Source organism: Pantoea sp. DY-5 (genome assembly GCF_019795955.1).
Taxonomy (GTDB): Bacteria; Pseudomonadota; Gammaproteobacteria; order Enterobacterales; family Enterobacteriaceae; genus Pantoea; species Pantoea leporis.
Map to the genome: position 1 here is coordinate 1618223 of NZ_JAIMIE010000001.1, position 20654 is coordinate 1638876.

Annotated in this window: 22 protein-coding genes; 8 read left to right on the forward strand and 14 right to left on the reverse strand. The window is 56.5% G+C overall.

From position 1 onward, the window contains the following. Nucleotides 1-18: 18 nt before the first annotated feature. The gene (locus K5Y30_RS07720) at nt 19-711 is read left to right on the forward strand and encodes a DUF2076 domain-containing protein (RefSeq protein WP_101762473.1); all 693 of its coding nucleotides are present in this window, start codon (nt 19-21) and stop codon (nt 709-711) included. On the opposite strand, the gene K5Y30_RS07725 is transcribed toward K5Y30_RS07720, so the two are convergent. After that, nucleotides 712-1155 (reverse strand): YaiI/YqxD family protein, encoded by a 444-nt coding sequence (locus K5Y30_RS07725; RefSeq protein WP_008106050.1) that lies wholly within the window; start codon nt 1153-1155, stop codon nt 712-714. A gap of 147 nt (nt 1156-1302) precedes the next feature. Here K5Y30_RS07725 and proC point away from each other — a divergent pair, with 147 nt between their 5' ends. Then, nucleotides 1303-2115 carry a pyrroline-5-carboxylate reductase gene (gene proC, locus K5Y30_RS07730; protein WP_222181526.1) on the forward strand — a complete coding sequence of 271 codons (813 nt, stop codon included), beginning with the start codon at nt 1303-1305 and terminating at the stop codon, nt 2113-2115. Nucleotides 2116-2161: 46 nt separating this feature from the next. Here the strand turns inward: proC and K5Y30_RS07735 are convergent, their stop codons facing one another. The 7 genes from K5Y30_RS07735 to K5Y30_RS07765 form a co-directional block, all read right to left on the reverse strand. Continuing rightward, a complete protein-coding gene (locus tag K5Y30_RS07735; RefSeq protein ID WP_222210830.1) occupies nt 2162-3688 on the reverse strand; it encodes an FAD-dependent oxidoreductase in 1527 nt (508 codons plus the stop codon). A 125-nt stretch (nt 3689-3813) separates the two neighbouring features. Further along, the gene (locus tag K5Y30_RS07740) at nt 3814-4983 is read right to left on the reverse strand and encodes an N-acetylglucosamine-6-phosphate deacetylase (RefSeq protein ID WP_222210831.1); all 1170 of its coding nucleotides are present in this window, start codon (nt 4981-4983) and stop codon (nt 3814-3816) included. Further along, entirely contained in the window at nt 4976-5749 is a 774-nt protein-coding gene (locus K5Y30_RS07745; RefSeq protein ID WP_222210832.1) for a glucosamine-6-phosphate deaminase, read from the reverse strand. The genes K5Y30_RS07740 and K5Y30_RS07745 overlap by 8 nt, the downstream gene beginning before the upstream one ends. Nucleotide 5750: 1 nt before the next feature. Further along, nucleotides 5751-7274: a sodium:solute symporter family protein gene (locus tag K5Y30_RS07750; RefSeq protein ID WP_222210833.1), complete on the reverse strand. Its 1524-nt coding sequence runs from the start codon at nt 7272-7274 to the stop codon at nt 5751-5753. Between the two features lie 287 nt (nt 7275-7561). Continuing rightward, on the reverse strand, nt 7562-7864 hold the full coding sequence (locus K5Y30_RS07755; protein ID WP_101762479.1) for a PsiF family protein: 303 nt from the start codon (nt 7862-7864) through the stop codon (nt 7562-7564). A gap of 102 nt (nt 7865-7966) precedes the next feature. Next, nucleotides 7967-8221 (reverse strand): anti-adapter protein IraP, encoded by a 255-nt coding sequence (gene iraP, locus K5Y30_RS07760; protein ID WP_101762480.1) that lies wholly within the window; start codon nt 8219-8221, stop codon nt 7967-7969. A 312-nt stretch (nt 8222-8533) separates the two neighbouring features. Next, nucleotides 8534-8677 (reverse strand): hypothetical protein, encoded by a 144-nt coding sequence (locus tag K5Y30_RS07765; protein ID WP_222210834.1) that lies wholly within the window; start codon nt 8675-8677, stop codon nt 8534-8536. A 253-nt stretch (nt 8678-8930) separates the two neighbouring features. On the opposite strand from K5Y30_RS07765, the gene K5Y30_RS07770 reads away from it, so the two are divergent. After that, on the forward strand, nt 8931-12011 hold the full coding sequence (locus tag K5Y30_RS07770) for a beta-galactosidase (protein ID WP_222210835.1): 3081 nt from the start codon (nt 8931-8933) through the stop codon (nt 12009-12011). Here K5Y30_RS07770 and K5Y30_RS07775 read toward each other — a convergent pair. Continuing rightward, nucleotides 11950-13254 carry a multidrug efflux MFS transporter gene (locus tag K5Y30_RS07775; RefSeq protein ID WP_192236735.1) on the reverse strand — a complete coding sequence of 435 codons (1305 nt, stop codon included), beginning with the start codon at nt 13252-13254 and terminating at the stop codon, nt 11950-11952. The two genes, K5Y30_RS07770 and K5Y30_RS07775, sit on opposite strands and share 62 nt — an antisense overlap. A gap of 392 nt (nt 13255-13646) precedes the next feature. Between K5Y30_RS07775 and K5Y30_RS07780 the strand changes: the two genes are divergently transcribed. Next, a complete protein-coding gene (locus K5Y30_RS07780) occupies nt 13647-13898 on the forward strand; it encodes a biofilm development regulator YmgB/AriR family protein (protein ID WP_101762483.1) in 252 nt (83 codons plus the stop codon). A gap of 12 nt (nt 13899-13910) precedes the next feature. On the opposite strand, the gene K5Y30_RS07785 is transcribed toward K5Y30_RS07780, so the two are convergent. From K5Y30_RS07785 to K5Y30_RS07795, 3 genes are all read right to left on the reverse strand, one after another. Then, nucleotides 13911-14228, reverse strand: coding sequence for a hypothetical protein (locus tag K5Y30_RS07785; RefSeq protein WP_101762484.1), 318 nt, complete (start codon nt 14226-14228; stop codon nt 13911-13913). A gap of 171 nt (nt 14229-14399) precedes the next feature. Further along, entirely contained in the window at nt 14400-14699 is a 300-nt protein-coding gene (locus K5Y30_RS07790) for an I78 family peptidase inhibitor (protein WP_101762485.1), read from the reverse strand. Nucleotides 14700-15011: 312 nt separating this feature from the next. Continuing rightward, nucleotides 15012-17597, reverse strand: a complete 2586-nt coding sequence (locus K5Y30_RS07795; protein WP_222210836.1) for an EAL domain-containing protein — start codon at nt 17595-17597, stop codon at nt 15012-15014. Between the two features lie 219 nt (nt 17598-17816). Between K5Y30_RS07795 and K5Y30_RS07800 the strand changes: the two genes are divergently transcribed. Beyond that, nucleotides 17817-18464, forward strand: a complete 648-nt coding sequence (locus K5Y30_RS07800; RefSeq protein ID WP_101762487.1) for a CPBP family intramembrane glutamic endopeptidase — start codon at nt 17817-17819, stop codon at nt 18462-18464. Nucleotides 18465-18505: 41 nt separating this feature from the next. Here the strand turns inward: K5Y30_RS07800 and K5Y30_RS07805 are convergent, their stop codons facing one another. Beyond that, a complete protein-coding gene (locus K5Y30_RS07805; protein WP_222181518.1) occupies nt 18506-19237 on the reverse strand; it encodes an SDR family NAD(P)-dependent oxidoreductase in 732 nt (243 codons plus the stop codon). A gap of 99 nt (nt 19238-19336) precedes the next feature. Between K5Y30_RS07805 and K5Y30_RS07810 the strand changes: the two genes are divergently transcribed. Then, nucleotides 19337-19717 carry a helix-turn-helix domain-containing protein gene (locus K5Y30_RS07810; RefSeq protein ID WP_192415363.1) on the forward strand — a complete coding sequence of 127 codons (381 nt, stop codon included), beginning with the start codon at nt 19337-19339 and terminating at the stop codon, nt 19715-19717. Between the two features lie 37 nt (nt 19718-19754). Here K5Y30_RS07810 and K5Y30_RS07815 read toward each other — a convergent pair whose 3' ends face one another. Further along, complete coding sequence (locus tag K5Y30_RS07815) at nt 19755-19922, reverse strand: hypothetical protein (protein WP_168197444.1); 168 nt, start codon at nt 19920-19922, stop codon at nt 19755-19757. 212 nt (nt 19923-20134) lie between these two features. On the opposite strand from K5Y30_RS07815, the gene K5Y30_RS07820 reads away from it, so the two are divergent. Together K5Y30_RS07820 and K5Y30_RS07825 are read left to right on the forward strand one after the other, a co-directional pair. Further along, nucleotides 20135-20305 (forward strand): hypothetical protein, encoded by a 171-nt coding sequence (locus K5Y30_RS07820; protein ID WP_007887091.1) that lies wholly within the window; start codon nt 20135-20137, stop codon nt 20303-20305. Between the two features lie 111 nt (nt 20306-20416). Next, nucleotides 20417-20650: a hypothetical protein gene (locus K5Y30_RS07825; protein WP_110867781.1), complete on the forward strand. Its 234-nt coding sequence runs from the start codon at nt 20417-20419 to the stop codon at nt 20648-20650. The last annotated feature ends 4 nt before the right edge of the window (nt 20651-20654 follow it).

Sequence of the window (20654 nt, forward strand, 5' to 3'; positions counted from 1 at the left end):
CTTAACGGAGGGTTCCCCATGCAAAGCGAAGAACAACAACTTATTGAAAACCTGTTCAGCCGCCTGAAACAGGCTGAGACGCAAAGCGGCCCGCGTGATGCTGGCGCAGAGCAGTTAATCAAACAGCATTTACAGAATCAGCCCGGCGCGCCTTACTACATGTCGCAGGCGATCCTGATTCAGGAAGCGGCGCTGAAAAAGCTTAATGCGCAGGTTACGGATCTGGAAAATCGTCTGGCGCAGGCGCAGCAGCAACAGGCACCGCAGCAGAGCAGCGGCGGTTTTCTTTCCAGCCTGTTTGGTGGCGGATCGCGCCCGGCGGCGCAACAACAGCCAGCGTGGGGGAATCCACCGCCGCAGCCACAACAGCAATATGCGCCACCACAGCAGCAATCTGCTGCGCCTGCGGCACGCGGCACCGGCTTCCTCGGCGGCGCGTTGCAGACCGCAGTTGGTGTGGCAGGCGGCGTGGTGATGGCGGATATGCTGACCAGCATGTTCCACCATTCGCAGCCGGAAGAGATCGTTAACATCATCAACGAACCGGCGCTGCCGCAGGTCGATAACAGCCTCGACACCTTTAACGGCAACGACAGCAACAATGCGTTCCTGAATGATAACTCGGGCTGGGATAACAACCTGGCGGACAACAATGATTTCGGTGACTTTGGCAGCGGCGGCGACTTTGACGACGATGATAGCTTCGTCTGATCAGCGTTGACGTAACCACTTATCCAATTCATTGGCGAACAGTTGGCGGTCGCGTTGGCTTAAGGTCGACGGGCCGCCACTCTGAATCCCGCTGGCGCGCATCGTTTCCATAAAGTCACGCATGGTTAAGCGCTGACGAATGGTGTCTGTCGAATAGCGCTCTCCGCGCGGATTCAGCGCCGCAGCGCCCTTCTCCAACACTTCTGCCGCCAGCGGAATATCACCGGTGATCACCAGCTCGCCGGGTTGCACCCGTTTCACAATCTCGTTATCGGCCACGTCAAACCCGGCAGCAACCTGCAGCGTTTTCAGCCACGGCGACGGCGGCACGCGCAGCGGTTGGTTGGCGACAAAGGTCACGGTAACTTTGGTGCGCTCAGCCGCGCGGTACAGCACTTCTTTGATGACATTGGGACAGGCATCGGCATCAACCCAAATCGACATGATGACTCCTTTTTCACAGACAATGAGGCTGATCTTGCCGTGCTACGGCAGAATGGCAACTGTTTTTGCTGGCCGCCCGCCTTGTTATTAATCCTCGCTGACGTAAGCTTACCCCCACAGAAAATGAACCACTTAGAGGATAAAGCGATGCTGGAGAAGAAAATCGGGTTTGTCGGCTGCGGCAATATGGCGAAAGCCATTATTAGCGGACTGGTCAACAGCGGGCAGATCGCCCCCACCAATATCTGGGTGTTCGACCGTAAGCCCGCCACTAACCAGGCGATGGCGCAGCAATATGGCGTCACTGCCGCAGACAGCGTGGAAAGTCTGGCGCGCGAAGTGGATATCCTGTTTGGCGCGGTGAAACCTAATGTGATTCTCAAAGTGTTGAAAGATCTTGCCGGCCAGCTGAAGAAAGATGTGCTGGTGGTCTCGATTGCCGCCGGCGTGACGCTGGATTCTCTGGCATCGGTGCTCGGCCACGATCGCAAAATCATCCGCGTGATGCCCAATACGCCATCACTGGTGAACGAAGGTATGACCTCGGTGACGCCAAACGTGCTAGTGGAAGCGCATGAAGTGGATGAAGTGGTGGGGATTTTCGAAAGCTTCGGCAAAGCGGCGGTGGTAAATGAATACCTGATTCACGCGGTGGTTGGCGTGAGCGGCTCAGCGCCAGCCTATGTGTTTATGTTTATCGAAGCGATGGCCGATGCGGCGGTGCTCGGCGGCATGCCGCGTGCGCAGGCATATCAGTTTGCGGCACAGGCGGTCAAAGGTTCGGCGCAGATGGTGCTGGAAACCGGCAAGCATCCCGGCGAGCTGAAAGATATGGTGTGCTCGCCAGGCGGCACCACCATCGAAGCGGTGAAAGTGCTGGAAGAGAAAGGCTTCCGCGCCGCGGTGATTAATGCGATGCAGCAGTGTATGGCGAAGTCAGAGGCGTTGAGTAAGCAATAAGCGTAGTTGTAGGGTCGCCATTTATGGCGACCTTCAAACACCGATTCTACCCCTGATACGCCTCATACAACGCAATACCCTGCGCCAGCGTCATGGGCTGCTGCATCTCCTGCACCAGCGCTGCCGTCAACGTATACAGCCCGGCAGAACACACCGCCGCAATCATCCCTTCCTGACAATAGAGAGCGATAAACTGCTTATTCTGCAGCGATCCCAGCAACCGATAATCATCCCACTCTTCCGCATGTCCCAGATACTCATAGCGGGTACCGTAATGCGCGGTCCAGAAGAACGGCACGCGGTCATACAGGATCTGTTTTCCTAACATATTCAGCGCCGCGATGCGCCCTTGCTGGTGCGCCACGCGATAGTGCTCAATGCGTTGTGGGCCCTGCACCGACGGATAACTGGCGATATCACCGGCCACCCAGATGTTATCGGCCACGCGCAGCTGGCTGTCGGTGAGCAAGCTGCCATCCTCTTCCAGCGGCAGGTCGTGGATGAACTTGGTCGCCGGCACCACGCCTGTGCCAAACAGCACTAAGCTGGCATCGACTTTTTTGCCACTCTTCAGACGCACAGCGCTGACGTTGCCCTCGCCTTCCAGCGCCACGGGATCGCCTTCCACAAACTTCACGCCGTTGCTGCGATGCAGATCGTAGAAGTGGCGGCCAATCTCTTCGCCAAACTGTTTAGCAAACGGCAGCGGATGACGCGCAATCACCGTGACATCGATATCGCGGTTACGCAGCGATCCCGCCATCTCCATGCCGATAAAGCTGTTGCCGATAATCACCAGTTGCTCAGTATTATCGACCTCTTTGAGCAGTTCATCAGCCTGATTAAGCGATCGCAGCAGATGCACGCCGTCGAGATCTTTACCCGGTATATCGAGCGGTTGCGGCACGCCGCCGCTGGCAATGAGCAGTTGGTCAAACTTCACTTGCTGACCGCCTTTAAGGATCAGCGTTTGCTCAAGCGCTTTGAGCTGCTCGACATCGCCCTGAATCCGTTCCACCGTACCCAGCACATCCTGCTGCAGCAGCCTGGGTACATCCTCAATCGCCATTTTGCCGGACGGCACGAATTTGCTCAGTGCGGTGCGATCGTAAGGTGCGGCCGATTCCCGCTCGATCAACACAATATGCCCTTTAAAACCTTCATCGCGCAGCGTCCAGATCGCCGCACTCCCCGCCGCGCCCGAACCGAGAATCACGCATACCGGCGACTCACCTTGTGCGGAGGGCGCACTGGCGGGCGACATCGCCTGCGGGCTGACCAGCACTTTGCCTTGTTCGATGCGCACCGGATAACGCTTGAGATTCGCCAGCGCCAGCGGCTCGCACATCTGCCCATCCTGCAGCTGAAACACCGCTTTGTGCCACGGACAGATCAGCTTGTCGCCACACACCGCGCCCTGCTCTAACGGCGCCCCGGCGTGCGGGCATTTGGCCTGAAACGCCTGCACCCGCTCATCGTCACGAATCAGTACCACATCGGTGTCGCCGACGGTAAATTTGGTGGGTTTGCGCTGTGCCAGCGACTTGAGTTCCACAACAGTTTGATAGCTCACGTTAGGCCTCCTTTCTTGTGGTTTTTGAGGTAATCAGCAAATCCCTACAAAGAGTAAGCCTGGCAAAGCATGGTGATTTGTCCGCATCGACAACGCGCTACGGTAGGTAAGTTATTGTTTATTCGCTAAAGATAATCTTCACCATCCCGCCACACGACAGCGCCTTGCTTCACACAGCCGCGTAAAGCCACGCCGCCGTCCGCCTGAGCAGCCAGCAGCAGCACATCGGCGGGTGCGCCGCAGGCCAAACCTTGTTGCTGCGGCAGATTGAGCTGCCGCGCCGGACGAACAGACGCCATCTCAATCGCCTGCGCCAGCGTCGCCAGCTGATGGCGCAGCAGGAAGTTCACGCCCTCCAGCAAACCACGCGCCGATCCCGCCAGCAGCTGCGGCGCATCGGCGATGCTCAGGCGTCCGCTAGCGCTAAGCTGCACGCGGCCGCCAATCGCGGTGTCGTAGATGCCCGGCGGCTGCCCAGCGAACGAGGTGACGTCACTGACCAGCAGCGCCTGCCCGCCTTTGGCACGCAGGAACACTTTCAGCACGTCCGCCGGCAGGTGATCGCCATCGGCAATCAACGTGGCCGTCAGCGCATCTTCCGCCAGCTGCTGCCAGATGTAATTGGGATGACGCGGCAGTTGCAGATGCGCGCCGTTGCCGAGATGGGTGGAGAGCGTCGCGCCTGCGTCAACCGCCGCGTGAATCTGCGCTGGCGTGGCGGACGTATGCCCAATGGCGACGCGCACCTGCTGCGCCACACAATGTTTGATCAGCGCATCGCTGTGCGGCCATTCCGGCGACAGCGTGAGCAGGCGAATATGCTGCTGCGCGGCTTGCTGCCAGCTGTCGAACAGCGCAATATCCGGTGCGCGAATCGCCTCGCGCGGATGCGCACCACGCGGCCCATCTTCAGGCGACAAAAAAGGTCCTTCCAGATGAAACCCCGGAACGGCGCGTGCCACGTCAGGATGATGCTGGCGGGCGCTGACGAGTCGCTGCATCGCCTGCGTAATCTCCTCCGGCATGGCGGTGATCACCGTCGGCAAAAAGCTGGTGACGCCCTGCTGCCACAGCGCGCGCGTGGCGTGCAGCACATCCTCTTCGCTGAAAGGAAAATGGTTGAAATCGACGCCCTGAAAGCCGTTGACCTGCAGATCGACCAAGCCCGGCGCGAGGATGATCTCCTCATCCAGTTCATTCAGCGCGCGCACATCAATGATGGTGCCGTGCTCAATCTCCAGCTCAATCGGTTGCAGCGTGCGGTAATCGCGGCCGCGCAAAATGAGGCTAGTCAAATGTCACCTCCGGGCAGGCATCGCTGTCGGTATAGAGCGTGCAATCGGCATGCTGGCGCAGACACGTCGCCGGACACGCGGTGGAGATCGCATCCTCAAGCGTTGCCCGCACCGCCGCGCGTTTGCTCGCACCCGGCACCATGCAGAACAGCCGCGCGCCACTCATCAAGGCGGGAATCGTTAGCGTTACGGCATGCGTCGGTACCGCCTCGACAGTGGCGAAACAGCCATCGTTGACCTGCTGCTGGCGGCAGGCATCATCCAGCTGCACCACCTTAACGGTGAAAGGATCGCTGAAGTCGGCCACCGGCGGATCGTTGAAGGCTAAATGGCCGTTCTCACCAATACCAAGGCACACCGCATCAATGGACGCGGCGTTAAGTTTTGCCGCGTAATCCGCACAAATCGCGGCAGGATCGCCGCAAGATGGGATCAAGTTGACTTCGCCAGGCTGCACCCTATCAAACAGCTTCTGGCGTAAAAAGTGGCTGAAACGCTGGGGCGCATCCGCCTCCAGCCCGATGTACTCGTCCATATGGAAGGCGTGAATGCGCGACCAGTCGATATCCGCGGCCGCAACCAGCGCGGCGAGAAACTCGTTTTGCGATGGCGCGGCGGCAAACACCATGCGCACCACATGCTGTTCACTCAGCCGTTGACGCAGAAACGCGGCCACATCCTGCGCAGCAGCAGCACCTAATGCCGCGCGGCTGGCGAAGCGTTTGATCCGTAAGCGATCTCGGGTTCCCTGTTGTAATAGCGTCATGTTATCCCTCCTGAGAGACGTTGCTTTTATGCGCCCAGCGCTGTGCGGTAGGCGCATCCTGATCCTGATTGAGTGCGATCAGCAGCTGATCTACTTCCGGACGCACCGGCGCGCGGCGTAACCAGCCCATCACCACAAACAGCACCAGCGAGGACATCACCGGCGCAGCCACCACGGTGGCGGTGCTGACATCGGTAAAGACAAATTTCACGCAGAAGAAAGTGCCGACGCCGATCGCCCAACTCACCAGCGCGGCGGCGCTGCCGCTGCGACGAAATGCCGGCAGCAAACCCAGCAGCATGGGAATGGAGATCGGGCCGACTAAGCCGCCAAACCAGATGATCAGCAGCGACAGCACGCCGCCGAAGTGGCTGGCGTTCATGGCAATCACCAGCGTGGTGATAATGAAGATAAAAGCGGTGAGCCGCGCCACCAGCAGCGAGCTTTTACCGCGCTGAAAATGTTTCGGCAGCATGCCGGGCAGGATATCGCGCGTCACCACCGCCGTAATGGCGTTGGCATCCGACGAGGTCATCGATAGCGTGTGAGTAAACATCGCCACCAGCACCAAACCCACTAGACCATTCGGCAGCAGCTCCATCGCCATCATCGAATAAGAGCGCGACGGATCGCTGAGATTGGGAAACAGCAGCGGCGCTGCCCACATCGGCCAGAACAGAATCAGCGGCCAGATGAGATAGAGCGCGGCGGAGAGGCGCGCCGCTTTGCATGCATCGCGGCCGGCGGGCGCGGCTATAAAGCGCTGCGCCAGATTCCAGGTGCCGCCGTTGTAGCTCAGCGTGTAGATGACGAAATAGGCGAGAATAAAGCCGATGCTGTACGGCTCCTGAATAATCTGGGTATGGGTTGGCGGCAAACGCTGCCAGATGGTGAACAGTTCAGCAAATCCGCCGAGATGCACCGCCACCGCGACCACCATCACAATCGCGGCCACAAATTGCACCACGAACTGGCCGAAGTCGTTGCAGGCATCCGCCCACAATCCGCCCATCACGGTGTAAAACAAACTCAGCGCGCCGGAAACGCAGATGCCAATCAGCGGATCAAGTCCGGTAAAGACGTTGATGATCACCGCAATTGCCGCCCACTTCGCGCCGACGTCAAAAGTTTTCAGCAGCACCCCGCTCCACGCCAGCACCATTTGCGTTGGCAAGTTGTAGCGCGTGGCGAGATATTCCATCGGCGATTCGATGTTCATATAGATGCGCAAGCGCGCCCAGCGCGGCGCAAACAGGCGTGAACCTATCAACACCGCAATCGCGATGGGAAACGCCCACCAAAAATAGATGGTGATGCCCATGTTGTAAGCCACCGCCGCATAGGCGACAAAAACCGCCGCGCTGTATCCTGACATATGATGCGACACGCCCGACAGCCACCACGGCATTTTGCCGCCAGCCGCAAAGAAATCACGCGTGCTGCCCACCTTGCGCATCGCCCACAAGGTTATAGCCACAATCATCAGCGCATAAAGCGCCATCACAGCATAATCAAGCACATTCATAGCAGACTCCACAGGTAAAGGCTGCCCAACGAACGCTCTGGCTTAGCGGGGATTGAGCGGATGGAATAATTAGTCATCATTTAGGACTAAAGTATCCTGGCAGCGTTATCGGTGCGGTTTTGTGATGAGGATCCTGATATGAGTTTTTCCTCTGACGTGATAAGTAAAATTGAATATGTCTGCGCCGCAGCTTACAGCAATAAAAAAAGGGTTCACGCTAAACATGAACCCTTATTCCTTTTCACGCATGAGTGATTTAAAAACGGCGACGATTATCGCTAATTAAATCAGCTTTTCTTCAGGCACGAACTCATAAACGTTTTACGTGCATCGCCGGTGAGCTTTTTATCGCTCGCATCAGCATTACAGGTTTTCATCTTCATTTGTTGCGGCGTCATACTGCCTATTTTGCTGTCTTTTTTCAGACAGTCACTCATAAAGCTTTTACGCGCATCGCCTTTCAGATTTTGTGTACCGGCGCTCTGGTTACACTGGGTCATTTTTTCCTGCTGTGCGGTTTTCTCTGCCGCACTCGCTCCGCCTGCAATCAGCAAGCCTGCTGTCATTATTGCCAAAAGACACGATTTCATTACCGGATTCTCCGTAGCATTATTGCTCTCTAAGCATGGCACGGAATAAGCAAATACGAGAAATCGATAATGACAATTGCCTGCAAAAACAGGCGATAGCCATTATACGCGCGGATGATGCAGCAACTTCTCTACGTAATTACGCAGCATGGTGGTATCGGGCGTTTCAGCCGCGGGAGCGACGGGCGGCATGGCTAATTTAATAGCGGCCTCAATGTCGTGGAATTGATCGGGATTCAGTTTGCGCAGCATCGCGGTTAACACGATTTCTAATGCCTCAACCTGAGCCACTAATTCTTTAGACTCTTCTTCTTTTTCAGCCAGCTTTAGAAGGAGTTCCGCAATCAGGTTTTTCATGCGACAAGCTCAATGAGAGAAGAAAAACAGACGTTAGCATTGCGCTGAATAAAACAACAAGGATTTTTAAGCCGTTTTAGAGAAAAAACAGCCAAACGGCAGAATAAAAAAACCGGCTAGATTTCAATAGGTAATAGCGAAACGTTTCACTGAACGCCTAAGGGTTAATTGAAACGTTTCGCTCACCTATATCCTGAATAATTCGACTGCAGGAAGGCGGCAAGTGCAATCATCCTCAGGAGCTTACTTCACTAAGTGACTGAAGGTGAATGCACGCAGCCAATGCACCTGCAGCCTGAAGTATGACGGGTATTAATGCGGCCCCATAAATCCGCGTCCCGGACCGCCGCCACCATGACCGCCGCCCCAACCGCCGCCACCCGGAGGTGGGAAAATACAACCGCTCAACGCGGTGACCAATGCCACAACTGCGACGATTTTAATCATACGGACCATAATTACCTCGGAATGGTGAAATCGGGCTGAGTGTATGAGGCCGCATCGGGCACGACAATACAGAATTCTCCGCAACCCGGCGCTATTCATCTCTGCTCACCACGCTTAACAATTTACTGGCACTAAAGCGGCAAAAACATTGCAAGGCTGGCATAAATTGCTGCCAACGCGCTGCGCAAAATCGTGGTTGATCGCTTTACAGCCAGTGCGATTTCACGCAATGTGAGCGCATTACAATAAATGAGATCTCATCATGAGCTTATCTGCTGTCTCCCTGAGTGAAATTCTGGCGCGCCGTGACTGGGAAAATCCGGTGATCACCAGCCTTAATCGACTGGATGCGCATCCGCCGTTTGCCAGCTGGCGCGACGAAATCAGCGCGCGCGATGACCGCCCTTCGCCTTCGCGCCAGCTATTGAACGGCCAATGGAGCTTCAGCTACTTCACGCAGCCGGAAGCGGTACCGCAAAGCTGGCTGCTGCAGGATTTGTCTGGCGCCGATGCGCTGCCGGTGCCCGCAAACTGGCAGCTGCACGGCTTTGACGCGCCAATTTATACCAACGTGCAGTATCCAATTCCGGTAACGCCACCTTTGGTGCCGCAACAGAATCCTACTGGATGCTACTCGCTCACATTCAAAGTGGATGCTAGCTGGCTGCAACAGGGCCAGACGCGCATTATCTTCGACGGCGTAAATTCGGCCTTCTTCCTGTGGTGTAACGGCCAGTGGATCGGTTATTCGCAGGACAGCCGCCTGCCCGCCGAGTTTGATCTCACTCACGCTTTGCAGCCCGGCCAGAACCGCTTAGCCGTGATGGTGCTGCGCTGGTGCGATGGCAGCTATCTGGAAGATCAGGATATGTGGCGCATGAGCGGCATCTTCCGTGATGTCAGCTTGCTGCATAAGCCGGAGACGCAAATGGCCGATGTGCAGATTGAAACCGTGCTGAGCCCGGAATACCTGCGCGGCGATCTGCGTGTCAGCGTCAAGATCCACGCCGGCGATCGTCAGCCCGCGCAGTGCCGATTGCGCGTCAGTTTGTGGCGCGGCGACAGCTGCATTGGTGAGCAGGAACAGGCACCCGGCAGTGCGATTATCGACGAGCGCGGTCATTATCCCGAACGCGCCCTGCTGATCTTGCCGGTCAACCAGCCGCAACTGTGGAGCGCCGAAACGCCGCATCTCTATCGCGCGGTGGTGACGCTGATGGATGAAAACGGTGCCGTGCTCGAAGCCGAAGCTTACGACGTCGGTTTCCGTCGCGTCAGCATTGAACAGGGCCAATTGTGCCTCAACGGCAAGCCGCTGCTGATTCGCGGTGTGAATCGCCATGAACATCACCCGGAAAACGGTCAGGTGGTGGATGAAGCCAGCATGCGCCGCGACATCGAGCTGATGAAGCGCCACAACTTTAACGCGGTACGCTGCGCGCACTATCCCAATCATCCGCTGTGGTATCGCCTGTGCGATCAATACGGTTTGTATGTGGTGGATGAGGCGAATATCGAAACGCACGGTATGCAGCCCATGAATCGCCTCTCCAGCGATCCGCGCTGGTTCGCCGCCTACAGCGAGCGCGTCACGCGCATGGTGCAGCGCGACCGCAATCATGCCTGCATTATTATCTGGTCGCTGGGCAACGAATCAGGTCACGGCAGCACGCACGATGCGCTCTATCACTGGGTGAAAAGCAGCGATCCGACGCGTCCGGTGCAGTACGAAGGTGGCGGCGCCAACACCGCCGCCACCGATATCGTCTGCCCGATGTACGCGCGCGTCGATCAGGATCAGCCTTTTCCGGCGGTGCCAAAGTGGTCGCTGAAAAAGTGGATTGGTTTGCCGGGCGAGACGCGGCCATTGATTCTGTGTGAATACGCCCACGCGATGGGCAACAGCTTTGGCGGTTTCGCTAAATACTGGCAAGCCTTCCGCCAGTTCCCGCGCTTGCAGGGCGGCTTTGTCTGGGATTGGGTCGATCAAAGCCTGACGCGCTACGACGACAACGGTGAAGCCTGGCAAGCCTACGGCGGAGATTTTGGCGATACGCCGAACGATCGCCAGTTCTGCATGAACGGGCTGGTTTTTGCCGACCGCTCACCGCATCCGGCGCTGTTTGAAGCCCAGCGCGCGCAGCAGTTCTTCCAGTTTCAGCGGGACGCTAACGAGCCGTATCGCTTTACCGTCAGCAGCGAATATCTGTTCCGCCGCAGCGATAACGAAGTGCTGCGCTGGTCAATCGAGCAGGATGGCGTTGCCATCGCCAGCGGTGAATTGCCGCTCGATCTCGCCGCTCAAGGCAGCCAGACGGTGACGCTGCCCGCCAGTGAAAATTTGCAGGGCAACGCGTGGCTGAATCTGGCGGTGCATCAAATCAACGCCACGCCGTGGTCCGAAGCGGATGCGCGCGTCGCCTGGGATCAGTGGCCGCTGCCCGCTGCGCTGCCGGTGCGCGTTGTGGAGATCGGTGCCACCGCGCCGGAACTGATTGCCAATCACGATCTGGTGGCGGTAGTTGTGCCCCAACAGCGCTGGCACTTCTCGCGCCGCAGCGGCGAGCTGGTGCAATGGTTTGTCGATGATGAAGAAACGCTGATCACGCCGCTGCAGGAGTGCTTTATTCGTGCGCCGATTGATAACGATATCGGCACCAGCGAAGCTGCCAATGTTGATCCCAATGCGTGGGTCGAGCGCTGGAAACGTGCGGGCTACGATGAGTTGCAAGCGGTGCTGGTGGATATGCAGGTCGATAGCCTGAAACACAGCGTGCTGATTGAAACCTGGCATCAGTGGCTGGCCAACGGTCAGCTGGCTTTCACCAGCCACAAACGCTATCAGATCAATGCTAACGGTGAGTTGTCCATCAGCGTCAATGTGGAACAGGCGCCCGGTTTGCCGCCGCCGGCACGCATCGGGCTGCGCTGCCAACTGGCGAAGTCGCCGCAGCAGGTGAGCTGGCTCGGTTTAGGCCCGCACGAGAACTATCCGGATCGCCAATTGGCGGCGCAGTTCTCGCGCTGGCAGCTGCCGCTGGCAGCGCTCAGCACCGCGTATGTGTTCCCCGGTGAAAATGGTTTGCGCTGTGGCACGCGTCAGTTACAGAGCAATGGCTTGCAGGTGAGCGGCGACTTCGCCTTTTCGCTCAGTCGCTTCAGCCTTGAACAGCTGCGTGCCACCTCGCATCGCCACTTATTGCAGCAAGAGGATGGCTGCTGGCTGCACCTCGATGGCTTCCACATGGGCGTCGGCGGTGATGATTCATGGAGCCCAAGCGTTAGCCCGGAGTTTTTGCTTTCTCAGCAGCGCTGGCACTACGCGCTGACGTTGCGTCAGTAGGTTTTTCTGCGGTTTCACGCTGGCTCAAAGGTGGAGTCAGCGTGGTTTTCGGCCGACGATAGAAGCGGCGCAGGAAGATCACGTTAACCATCACCACCATCGCCGTGGCGAAGAACACCCAGCGATAGCCGGTTGCCGCCGATACCGCCGCGCCCAGCAGCGGACCCGCCACGTTACCCAGATACATAAACGATTGGTTGTAGCCGAAAATGCGCCCGGTGACGTTATCGCGTGAATGCCGCACCAGCAGCGTTTGCACCGCCGGCATCATGGCACCATCGGCAAATCCCAACAGGAAACGCAACACGCCCAACTGCGTCGCGCTGGTGACAAACGACATCGCCACCAGCAGCAATAATGAAACCATCATAGTGGCGAGCAGAATGCGTTGCGTGCCAATACGATCGCCGAGTTTACCCAGCCGTGGCGCGGAGATCAGCGCCGATACGCCCGGCAGCGCGGCGATCACCCCGCTGAGAAACGCGATGTTCTGCGCATTCGGTGCCAGCTCGCGCACGAACAGCGTCAGGATTGGGTTCACCGAGCCGTTGCACATCTGAATCACCATGGTGGTGAAGAACAGGCAGATCATTAAGCGCGGATTATCGAGGGTGAGAAACACGTCGCGCCCGCTCAGCTTGTCCTGCTTGCTAACCGGCGTATAACCGGTCTCTTTTATCAGAAATAAGGTGACGAGAAAGCTCACCATCAGCAGCACGGCGGTGACGATAAACACCATGCGTAAACCGAGCCAGTCCGCCAGCAAACCGCCAATCATCGGCCCGAGAATGACGCCGCTGATCTGCCCGGTGGAAACACAGCTGAGCGCCCAGCCGCTGCGCTCGCGCGGCACCTGCGCCGCCACCAGCGCCATCGCATTGGGAATGTAGCCGGACGTAAGGCCCATCAGCGCGCGCAGCAGCAACAGCTGCCACGCCTGAGTGACAAACGCCTGCAGCAGAATCACCGCGCCCATGCCGAAAGAGGCGCGCAGCAGCATTAGCTTGCGCCCTTTACGGTCAGCAAGGCTGCCCCACAACGGCGCGACGGCGGCAGAAACAATGAAGGTGACGCTAAAAGTGAGTCCAGACCAGACGCTGAGCGCGTTACCGCCACGAATCCCGAGTTCTTCCACATACAGCGGCAGGAAGGGAATGATCTGACTGATAGCAAGGCCGGTAAAAAAGCAGCCAAACCAAACGGATATCAGATTAACTTTCCAGGACTCGATGGAGCGTAACATGGGCGTGGGCATCAGCAGAATGAAACGAGAGTTCAGTCTAACAATCTCATAACATTACCGGACGGCAAAACATGGCATGGGCGAAAAAACGCAGTTTTACACTGTCGAGCGTGATTTTGCTCACAGCAAATCATGTCTGAAAGCCGTTTTTTAGTGTCTTTATGTGCTGAAACCCAGCCTGCCGCAAGATAAGCGCATCGCAATGGCAGGCAAACGTGAAAAAATATGTCTACACGTTACTGACAATATTCCACACCGCATCTATGTTTAAAAAACCACCAGTTATCACTGGCGACGCGCTGTCTGTTCTGGACAGTCCGCATGATTAAACCCAATTTCCCCATGCTGCCATTATCCGGCGGTGGGCATCGTTGTCTCTGCGGAGGTCAGCTATGAGAACCCAGCCAAACAGCGCCAGTCGGGCGATTACCGACTATTTTAATAGCCCAGCCTGGCATGCACCGCATGAGAGCGACATGCTGGCGGCGATCATGCGCGAACTGATGGATGACGGACAGCCTGCCACCAGCAAAGCGATTATTGCGCGCGTGATTGATAAGCTGGAATTTGAAGGGGATGAACAGCAGCTGCAGAGCTACCGCAACTTACTGGCAAAACTGCTGGAATCGGGGCCGCAGAAATAGCGGCCCACGCCACTATTTTACCGCACGCAGATGGTCGGCTTCGCTGACAAATGCCTTGCCGCTTTGACGCTGGTACAGGCAGAGTTCGCGTCCGACCTGATTTTTCATGTGCTTTTGCGGATAGCGACCTTCCAGCAGCAGCGCATCAAAGCCCACGCTGTCATCATACTGAATCGGCTTACCCACCACTTTCGCTGTCTTCAGGCCGCTGGCCTTGAGACAGCTTTGCTGCATATTTTTGTCGTTCTGCTGCCATGCGGCTTCGCTCGACGCCTGCGCCAGCGGACTTAACAACAGCGTTAACAGCAGCAATTTTCCACGCGTTCTCATCATCACTCCTCCATCAGCCTTGCAGGCCGAAAGATAAAAAAATTCCCGCCGCAGCGGGAAGAAATAAGACGAACATTGCATATTCGAGAGTGACGAGGAAATCTCCGTAGTGCGCAGTTATCCTCGCCCGGCGCTGTGACAGCCCGATGACAATGCAATGTCGTTTTTTTGTTATCCGCAGTACACCCGGGAAATTTTACCGCTTTGATCCGCCGCGAAATTTATCCGACGCAGATTGAAATCCATCGTTACCGCTGAATTCCACGGAATAGCACGCACGGGCACCGCGAAGCGTTTGTTGTCGAGCGTCGATAATGGCTGACCAACGTAGTTTTGGTATTGCGATGCGCCGCACTGATCGGTTTCCGGATCGTGGCTGGCAGCCGCGCTGGCGTCAGGTTTGCTGGCTGACTGGCACGCGGTCAGGGCAAAAAAGGCCGTTACCAGTAGCGCTTTTCCATAATGGGTCACAAGTTTCTCCTCCTGGATAAATAGACAACCGGTTTTTGAGAGTAGCAAAGCGTGACCGTGAAACGGAAATTTTTACAGCAGATTGGTCGCACTAATCAGCTCAAAAGGGCGATCTTCCTCTCAAAAGTTAGGATTAATCGCACGCACTGTCTAAAAATCAATCCGCCAGCCACTACAATTAACTAAGAATTTTCTTAGCGAGGAGGCAATGATGGAACTGGTGATTTTTGTTGGCTTCGCCGCTCTGATGACGTTTGTTGCGATCAGAGTGCGTTAAGCGGTTTCAAATGATGGTCGCCATAAATGGCGACCCTACGATGTAAATTCTTCCTTCAACCGGGCATTAAACGCTGCCAGCGACATGGGTCGGCCAAGGACATATCCCTGCCCTTCTTCACACGACAGCGCTTTCAGCTCCCTGAGCTGTGCTTCGGTTTCAATCCCTTCTGCAGTAATGGTCAGCGCAAACGCGCGAGCCAGACCGACAATCCCCGCCACCACCGATTGCGCCTGCTGCGATTCCGGGAACTCCTTCATCCATGAACGATCGATCTTCAAACCGTTGAACGGGAAAGTTTTCAGATAGCCCAACGCCGCATAGCCAGTACCAAAATCATCCACCGTCAGCCGCACGCCGAGCGCGCGCAGGCCTTGCATGATCTCCAATGCGCGATCCGGATTCTCAAAAGTGACGTTTTCGGTGATCTCCAGCTCCAGACGTGTGGCCGGTAATCCACTCACCTCCAGCGCATGCGCCACGCGCTGCACCAGATCGTTATTACGAAACTCCACCGGCGAAATATTCACGGAAACATAGCGCTGTTCGCCCCAGTCGCGGGCGTCCGCGCATGCGCGCATCAGCACCCAATCGCTGATCGCAGCGATCAGGCCGTTCTCTTCCGCTAATGGAATAAAGCGATCGGGTGTGATCCATTGATCGTCGGCTATCTGCCAGCGAATCAGCGCTTCAGCGCCAGCCAGCTGCCCGCTTTGCAGCTGATAGCGCGGCTGGTAATGCAGCGTGAAGGCGTGATTGTGCAGCGCGCCCTCAATCGCCTGCACCATGTCGCGTTTTGACTGCAGATGGTTAGCCATATCGGTGGAGTACCAAACCCACTGATCGCGTCCGGCACTGCGCGCCTGAGCCAGCGCAATATCGGCCAGGCGTAACAGCGCTTCCGGCTGAGCCGCATCCTGCGGTGCTGATACGATGCCCATGCTGGCGGTGAGGCTGATTTGATGCGATCCGCTGATGATCGGTTGATGCACCATGCGCTGCAGCGCACGACAGCGATATTCCACACCCGCCCGCGTGCTTTCGCGCAGCAGCAAAATAAAGGCATCGCCGCCGAGCCGGGCCGCCAGTTCATTCGGCGCCAGCAAGCTTTTCAGCCGTGTCGAGATCTCATTCAGAACGTCATCACCGACCGCGTGGCCCCACGTATCGTTGATCGGTTTGAACTGATCGAGATCGAAACTGATGACAAACAGCGGATCATCCGCGCTGACGCACTCCAGATACGCGGTTAAATACTCCTGCAGCTGCATGCGGTTCGCGAGGCCGGTCAGCATGTCATGACGTGACAGAAACTGAATGCGCGCTTCGGCGTCCACTTCATGAGTGATATCCGACACTGTGCCGCGAAAACCCGAGCGCAAGCCGTTACGCCGAATGGCTTTCGCCATTAACTGCCCAATGCGGCGCTCGCCGTTGGCCGACATAAACTGGCAGCGCAGCGGCACATGTTTCACCTCTTCGCCTTGACGCATCAGCCAGGAGACCAGCGAATGGCTGGGATGGCTCAGCAGTTGGTCAAGCGGACGTCCAATCCAGCTTTTCACTTCATGGCCGGTCACCGCAGCAAAGCGCGACGAGAGATAACAGAGGCGGCCCTGTGCGTCGACTTCCCAAATCCAGTCCGACGCGGCTTCCGCCAGATCGCGAAAACGCTCTTCGCTGTTGGCCAACTCACGCTGACTGATCGCCAGCATTTCAAAGCGACGATCGGAGATCACCGCGTTGTGCAGTGCATGCCGCAGCACGCGACGCGTCACCAGCGCCACCGCCAGCGCGGTGAACAGCAGCAGCGGCATCATCAGCCACATCACGCCGAAGCCGGGATTTTTCGGCTGCCAGCGCAATACCAGGGGTTCGCCCTGCAGCACCGGCTCCACCAGCCGTGGCTCAAACAGCGCATCGTTTAGATCGCTGGCGATGCGCGGTTCAATCACATTCAGGGATGTGCCCAGCGCTTGCAGTTTTTGTGGCGTGAAAATGTTAACGAACACCATGACCGAAGCGGGGCCGGGCATCGTCGGCAAATCCTGTCCTTTGCCCGGCGTAATCGGTGCGGCCACGACGATCGCCGGGTTACTCTCCACCAGCGCATTGCCTGCAACGGCGTCATGCAGTGAGCGCGCCGCGCTTAGCAGTACGTTGCTTTGTGCGCCTAACAAGCTCTCAATCGAAGCATCTGATAATTCACCGTTAATCACCGCATAGCGGGTTTTCCCATTGCCATCTACCACGAACACGCCGTCGTAGTGATACTCCTTGTAAAGCCCCGGACCAAAGTTCTCTTCGTCCCACGCCCAAACCTTATTGACCGTCAGATGCAGGTTCTTCCAGCCTTCGCCCCAGTTAGCATAATCGCGCGCATCGACGAGCATCTGTTGCTGCTGTTGCTGCCACGCCTGACGCATCAGATTGGCATCCTGCTGGATTGAGTCGATGTTCTGTCGATGGGCGATAACCAACACCATCACCACAGAGAGAAGTAGCACGCCAAACAGCAGCGAGGATAAGGTGCGCAGACTGCGCCGCGTCAGCCTTACCGTGTGTGCTTCCATATTGGTCCTGGCGGCCAGTGCCGTGTGCCGGTGAAACTCAGAATTCATGCGCATTGCTCGTAAAATACAGGCAGCAAAAAAAGGCGGATGACAACGCAGACTGCGCACATCTCCACCCTGTAAGGGTTTGATCGGTTATCGGCCCCGAGCGCCGCAGATTTAGTCTTGTTGGTGGAATATTTGAGCAGCGCAAATGTGCAGCACGCCACCTCGACAGGGATGATCGGCGTTGCTACTATGCGCTCTCCTCTGCTCGCTGAGTCGCCTATGGACACCCAATCCGACAAAGTTACGTTAACGCTGTTCTACGTGGGTAGCTTTGTGGTCTATTACCTTGTGACCATGCTGGTTACGCTGTTTCCCAATTACGGGATGCTGCGTACCAACGGCTTGCTGATGCCGGTGCTTTGCCTGGTGGAGTTTGCGGTGATCTATCCGCTGTACCGTTTTTACTGTCAGCGTCGCAGCGACATTCCGCTGGGCTTTGTGCGGCCGATGCAGGCGCTGCTGTTTATCGGTTTACTGTTCGCTTTGATGGTGGCGCAGACGCAATTTCTGCAACCCGAAGGCTGGCTGATTGCGCAATCGCAGCAGGGACGCAGCTCGATGTTGATTCTGCTGCTCACCGCCGTGCTGCTGGCACCGGTGTTTGAAGAAGTGCTGTTCCGGGGATTTTTACTGCAAGGTTTTCTGTTGTGGGCGCCGAGAAGCCGTTTTGCCTGCATGCTGCTCACCTCCCTGCTGTTCGCCGCGATGCATACCCAATATGTGCACTGGGAAACGCTGGTTGCCTTAACGCTGTTTTCCATGCTGCTGTGCTACGCCCGCCTGCGCAGCAACAGCCTGGCGCTGCCGATCTTCCTGCACACGTTAAACAATTTAATCGCTATCCTGCCCGCCTGGTATTTCGCCTGACCAAAGCAAAACAGCCATCCTGAGATGGCTATGTATGATGCTTACACCTGTGTCAAACCGCCATCCACACAGATTTCTGCGCCCGCGATGTAACTGCTCTCGTCACTGGCGAGGAACAGCGCGACGTTGGCCACCTCTTCGGGCTTGCCCATTCTGCTGAGCGGAATAGTGCTGGTGATGCCGTTGCGCACCTCTTCAGAAGCCGCCCGCATCATATCGGTATCGATCGGGCCAGGCGCCACCACGTTAATGCGGATACCGCGCGCAGAGAGCTCGCGCGTCCAGGTACGGGCAAAGGATCGCAGCGCGGCTTTACTGGCGCTGTAAACGCCGTATCCTTGGGTGCCAATCACATCGGCAATAGAACCAATCAATACCACGCTGGCGCCGGGCTTCAGCAGCGGCAACGCGGCCTGCAGGGCAAACACCGGCGAGCGCACATTGAGGCCGAAGATGTGATCAAAATGCTCAGCGCTAATCTCATCAATGGTAGCGTACTCCGCCATCCCAGCGTTGATCACCAACACATCCAGCTGGCCGGATTCACGCGTGATCGTTTCAATAATGCGCGTCAATTCACTCTGCTGGCTCACATCGGCACGCAGCGGATGCGCGTTGCCGCTGATGCTGCTGCTGGCGGTCTGTAACTCCTCGTCACGGCGCGAGGTAAACCAGGTGGTAGCGCCCTCACTGGCAAAACGCTGGCTGATTGCCAGACCAATTCCCTTTGCGCCGCCCAGTACCACCGCCACTTTGTTATTCAGTCTGCTCATCTGCTCTCTCCTGTTTGGGTAGAAAGCAGATGGTATATATTTTATACTTAATAACAATTACGCACTTTATTTATACCAGATATCGCGGAGTATATCGCCATGGCTGAAATCGACGGTAACAGCTTGAGAGATGTAGGGAAAACCCGGCCGGTGCTGGAGCACATCACCAATAAATGGTCGATTTTAATTCTCACCGTGCTTTGTACTAAGCCGTCGCGTTTTAATGAGATTCGTCGTCGGCTGGATGGCATCACTCACAAAGCGTTGGCGGATGCGTTAAAGCGGCTGGAGCGTAATGGGCTTGTGAATCGCGAAGTGCTGAACACCGCGCCGATCGGTGTGGAATACAGCCTGACCCCGCTGGCACAGACGCTGCAACAACCGTTTGTCGCGTTGTATGACTGGGCGCTGGAGCACGGTCCATCACTGGAACGCGCGCAGGAAGAGTACGACCGCACCCACACGGATGAGATCGCATAGGGCCGCCATTCATTCATGGCGACCGCTGGCACAAAAATTACTCTTTTTCCGCTTCGAAATGGGTTTTGAACTGTTCGTAGATTGAAATCATGTTGGAAGCATCACCGTGCAGCGGGCTCAGTTTTCCCGCGCGCACCAGTTCAATCACCAGTTGCAAGGCAGCTTGTTTTGGGCTGCTGGCTGGTTGGGCAATTTCGTTCGACATGTTAACTCACTCATCGTTTTTATCAGGGCCGCATAGTTTAGCCCAGATTGAGCTACGGTTGCGCACTGCGATGCGTATAATCTTGCGAGCCGGACAAGAAAGCCGCTCAGGGTGATAATTGACTCTCAACGCGTTTAGCTATACTGGATCAAAAAAGGGAACGACCAGCCACACATTCCGTACCAGCGAGAAGGTGTTAAAGGAGTCTGATTATGCTGATTGGTTTTGTTTTATTAGTGAGCGCATGTGGGCATGATGCCTGTGATGCCTTACCGGTTTCGGAGCGTATCTATCCGACCAAAGTGGCCTGTGAGCAGATGGCCGATCGCATCCATAAAGTGCGGCCAAATGTGGTCTTACTTTGTGGCGAAGTGCACCGTTAATTCGGTGCCAGCTTGATTAAAGTTGCGCAAATAGTAGCCAAACGGCATTGCAAGAATGGGTTGTAGCGTTCAAAATATAAGCTGCTTTTCACTATCATCGTTGTGAATCCAATGAAAACATCTCGCCCCCGTCGTCCAAACGGACGCTGGGTTTATTACATTTTGTATGATGGCATTCTCTGGCCCTGCCCCGTACGTTGGGAATGGGAAAGCGGCTTCGGCGGCTGGCTGCCATTCTATTTCTCGCCCACGTTTGAGTTCGTGGCGGGCGATCCACGCAAGGCCTATCGCATTGCGCGCAGCAGTGCGCGTAACGTACGCCAGACAGACGGTGAGTACGCCTGATTGA

Bases quoted from the DNA above. Each gene is read 5' to 3' on its own strand.
- K5Y30_RS07720 (WP_101762473.1), top strand. From the start codon at position 19: ATGCAAAGCGAAGAACAACAACTTATTGAAAACCTGTTCAGCCGCCTG.
- K5Y30_RS07725 (WP_008106050.1), bottom strand. From the start codon at position 1,155: ATGTCGATTTGGGTTGATGCCGATGCCTGTCCCAATGTCATCAAAGAA.
- proC (WP_222181526.1), top strand. From the start codon at position 1,303: ATGCTGGAGAAGAAAATCGGGTTTGTCGGCTGCGGCAATATGGCGAAA.
- K5Y30_RS07745 (WP_222210832.1), bottom strand. From the start codon at position 5,749: ATGACGCTATTACAACAGGGAACCCGAGATCGCTTACGGATCAAACGC.
- K5Y30_RS07750 (WP_222210833.1), bottom strand. From the start codon at position 7,274: ATGAATGTGCTTGATTATGCTGTGATGGCGCTTTATGCGCTGATGATT.
- K5Y30_RS07755 (WP_101762479.1), bottom strand. From the start codon at position 7,864: ATGAAATCGTGTCTTTTGGCAATAATGACAGCAGGCTTGCTGATTGCA.
- iraP (WP_101762480.1), bottom strand. From the start codon at position 8,221: ATGAAAAACCTGATTGCGGAACTCCTTCTAAAGCTGGCTGAAAAAGAA.
- K5Y30_RS07765 (WP_222210834.1), bottom strand. From the start codon at position 8,677: ATGGTCCGTATGATTAAAATCGTCGCAGTTGTGGCATTGGTCACCGCG.
- K5Y30_RS07770 (WP_222210835.1), top strand. From the start codon at position 8,931: ATGAGCTTATCTGCTGTCTCCCTGAGTGAAATTCTGGCGCGCCGTGAC.
- K5Y30_RS07775 (WP_192236735.1), bottom strand. From the start codon at position 13,254: ATGTTACGCTCCATCGAGTCCTGGAAAGTTAATCTGATATCCGTTTGG.
- K5Y30_RS07780 (WP_101762483.1), top strand. From the start codon at position 13,647: ATGAGAACCCAGCCAAACAGCGCCAGTCGGGCGATTACCGACTATTTT.
- K5Y30_RS07785 (WP_101762484.1), bottom strand. From the start codon at position 14,228: ATGAGAACGCGTGGAAAATTGCTGCTGTTAACGCTGTTGTTAAGTCCG.
- K5Y30_RS07795 (WP_222210836.1), bottom strand. From the start codon at position 17,597: ATGAATTCTGAGTTTCACCGGCACACGGCACTGGCCGCCAGGACCAAT.
- K5Y30_RS07800 (WP_101762487.1), top strand. From the start codon at position 17,817: ATGGACACCCAATCCGACAAAGTTACGTTAACGCTGTTCTACGTGGGT.
- K5Y30_RS07805 (WP_222181518.1), bottom strand. From the start codon at position 19,237: ATGAGCAGACTGAATAACAAAGTGGCGGTGGTACTGGGCGGCGCAAAG.
- K5Y30_RS07810 (WP_192415363.1), top strand. From the start codon at position 19,337: ATGGCTGAAATCGACGGTAACAGCTTGAGAGATGTAGGGAAAACCCGG.
- K5Y30_RS07815 (WP_168197444.1), bottom strand. From the start codon at position 19,922: ATGTCGAACGAAATTGCCCAACCAGCCAGCAGCCCAAAACAAGCTGCC.
- K5Y30_RS07820 (WP_007887091.1), top strand. From the start codon at position 20,135: ATGCTGATTGGTTTTGTTTTATTAGTGAGCGCATGTGGGCATGATGCC.
- K5Y30_RS07825 (WP_110867781.1), top strand. From the start codon at position 20,417: ATGAAAACATCTCGCCCCCGTCGTCCAAACGGACGCTGGGTTTATTAC.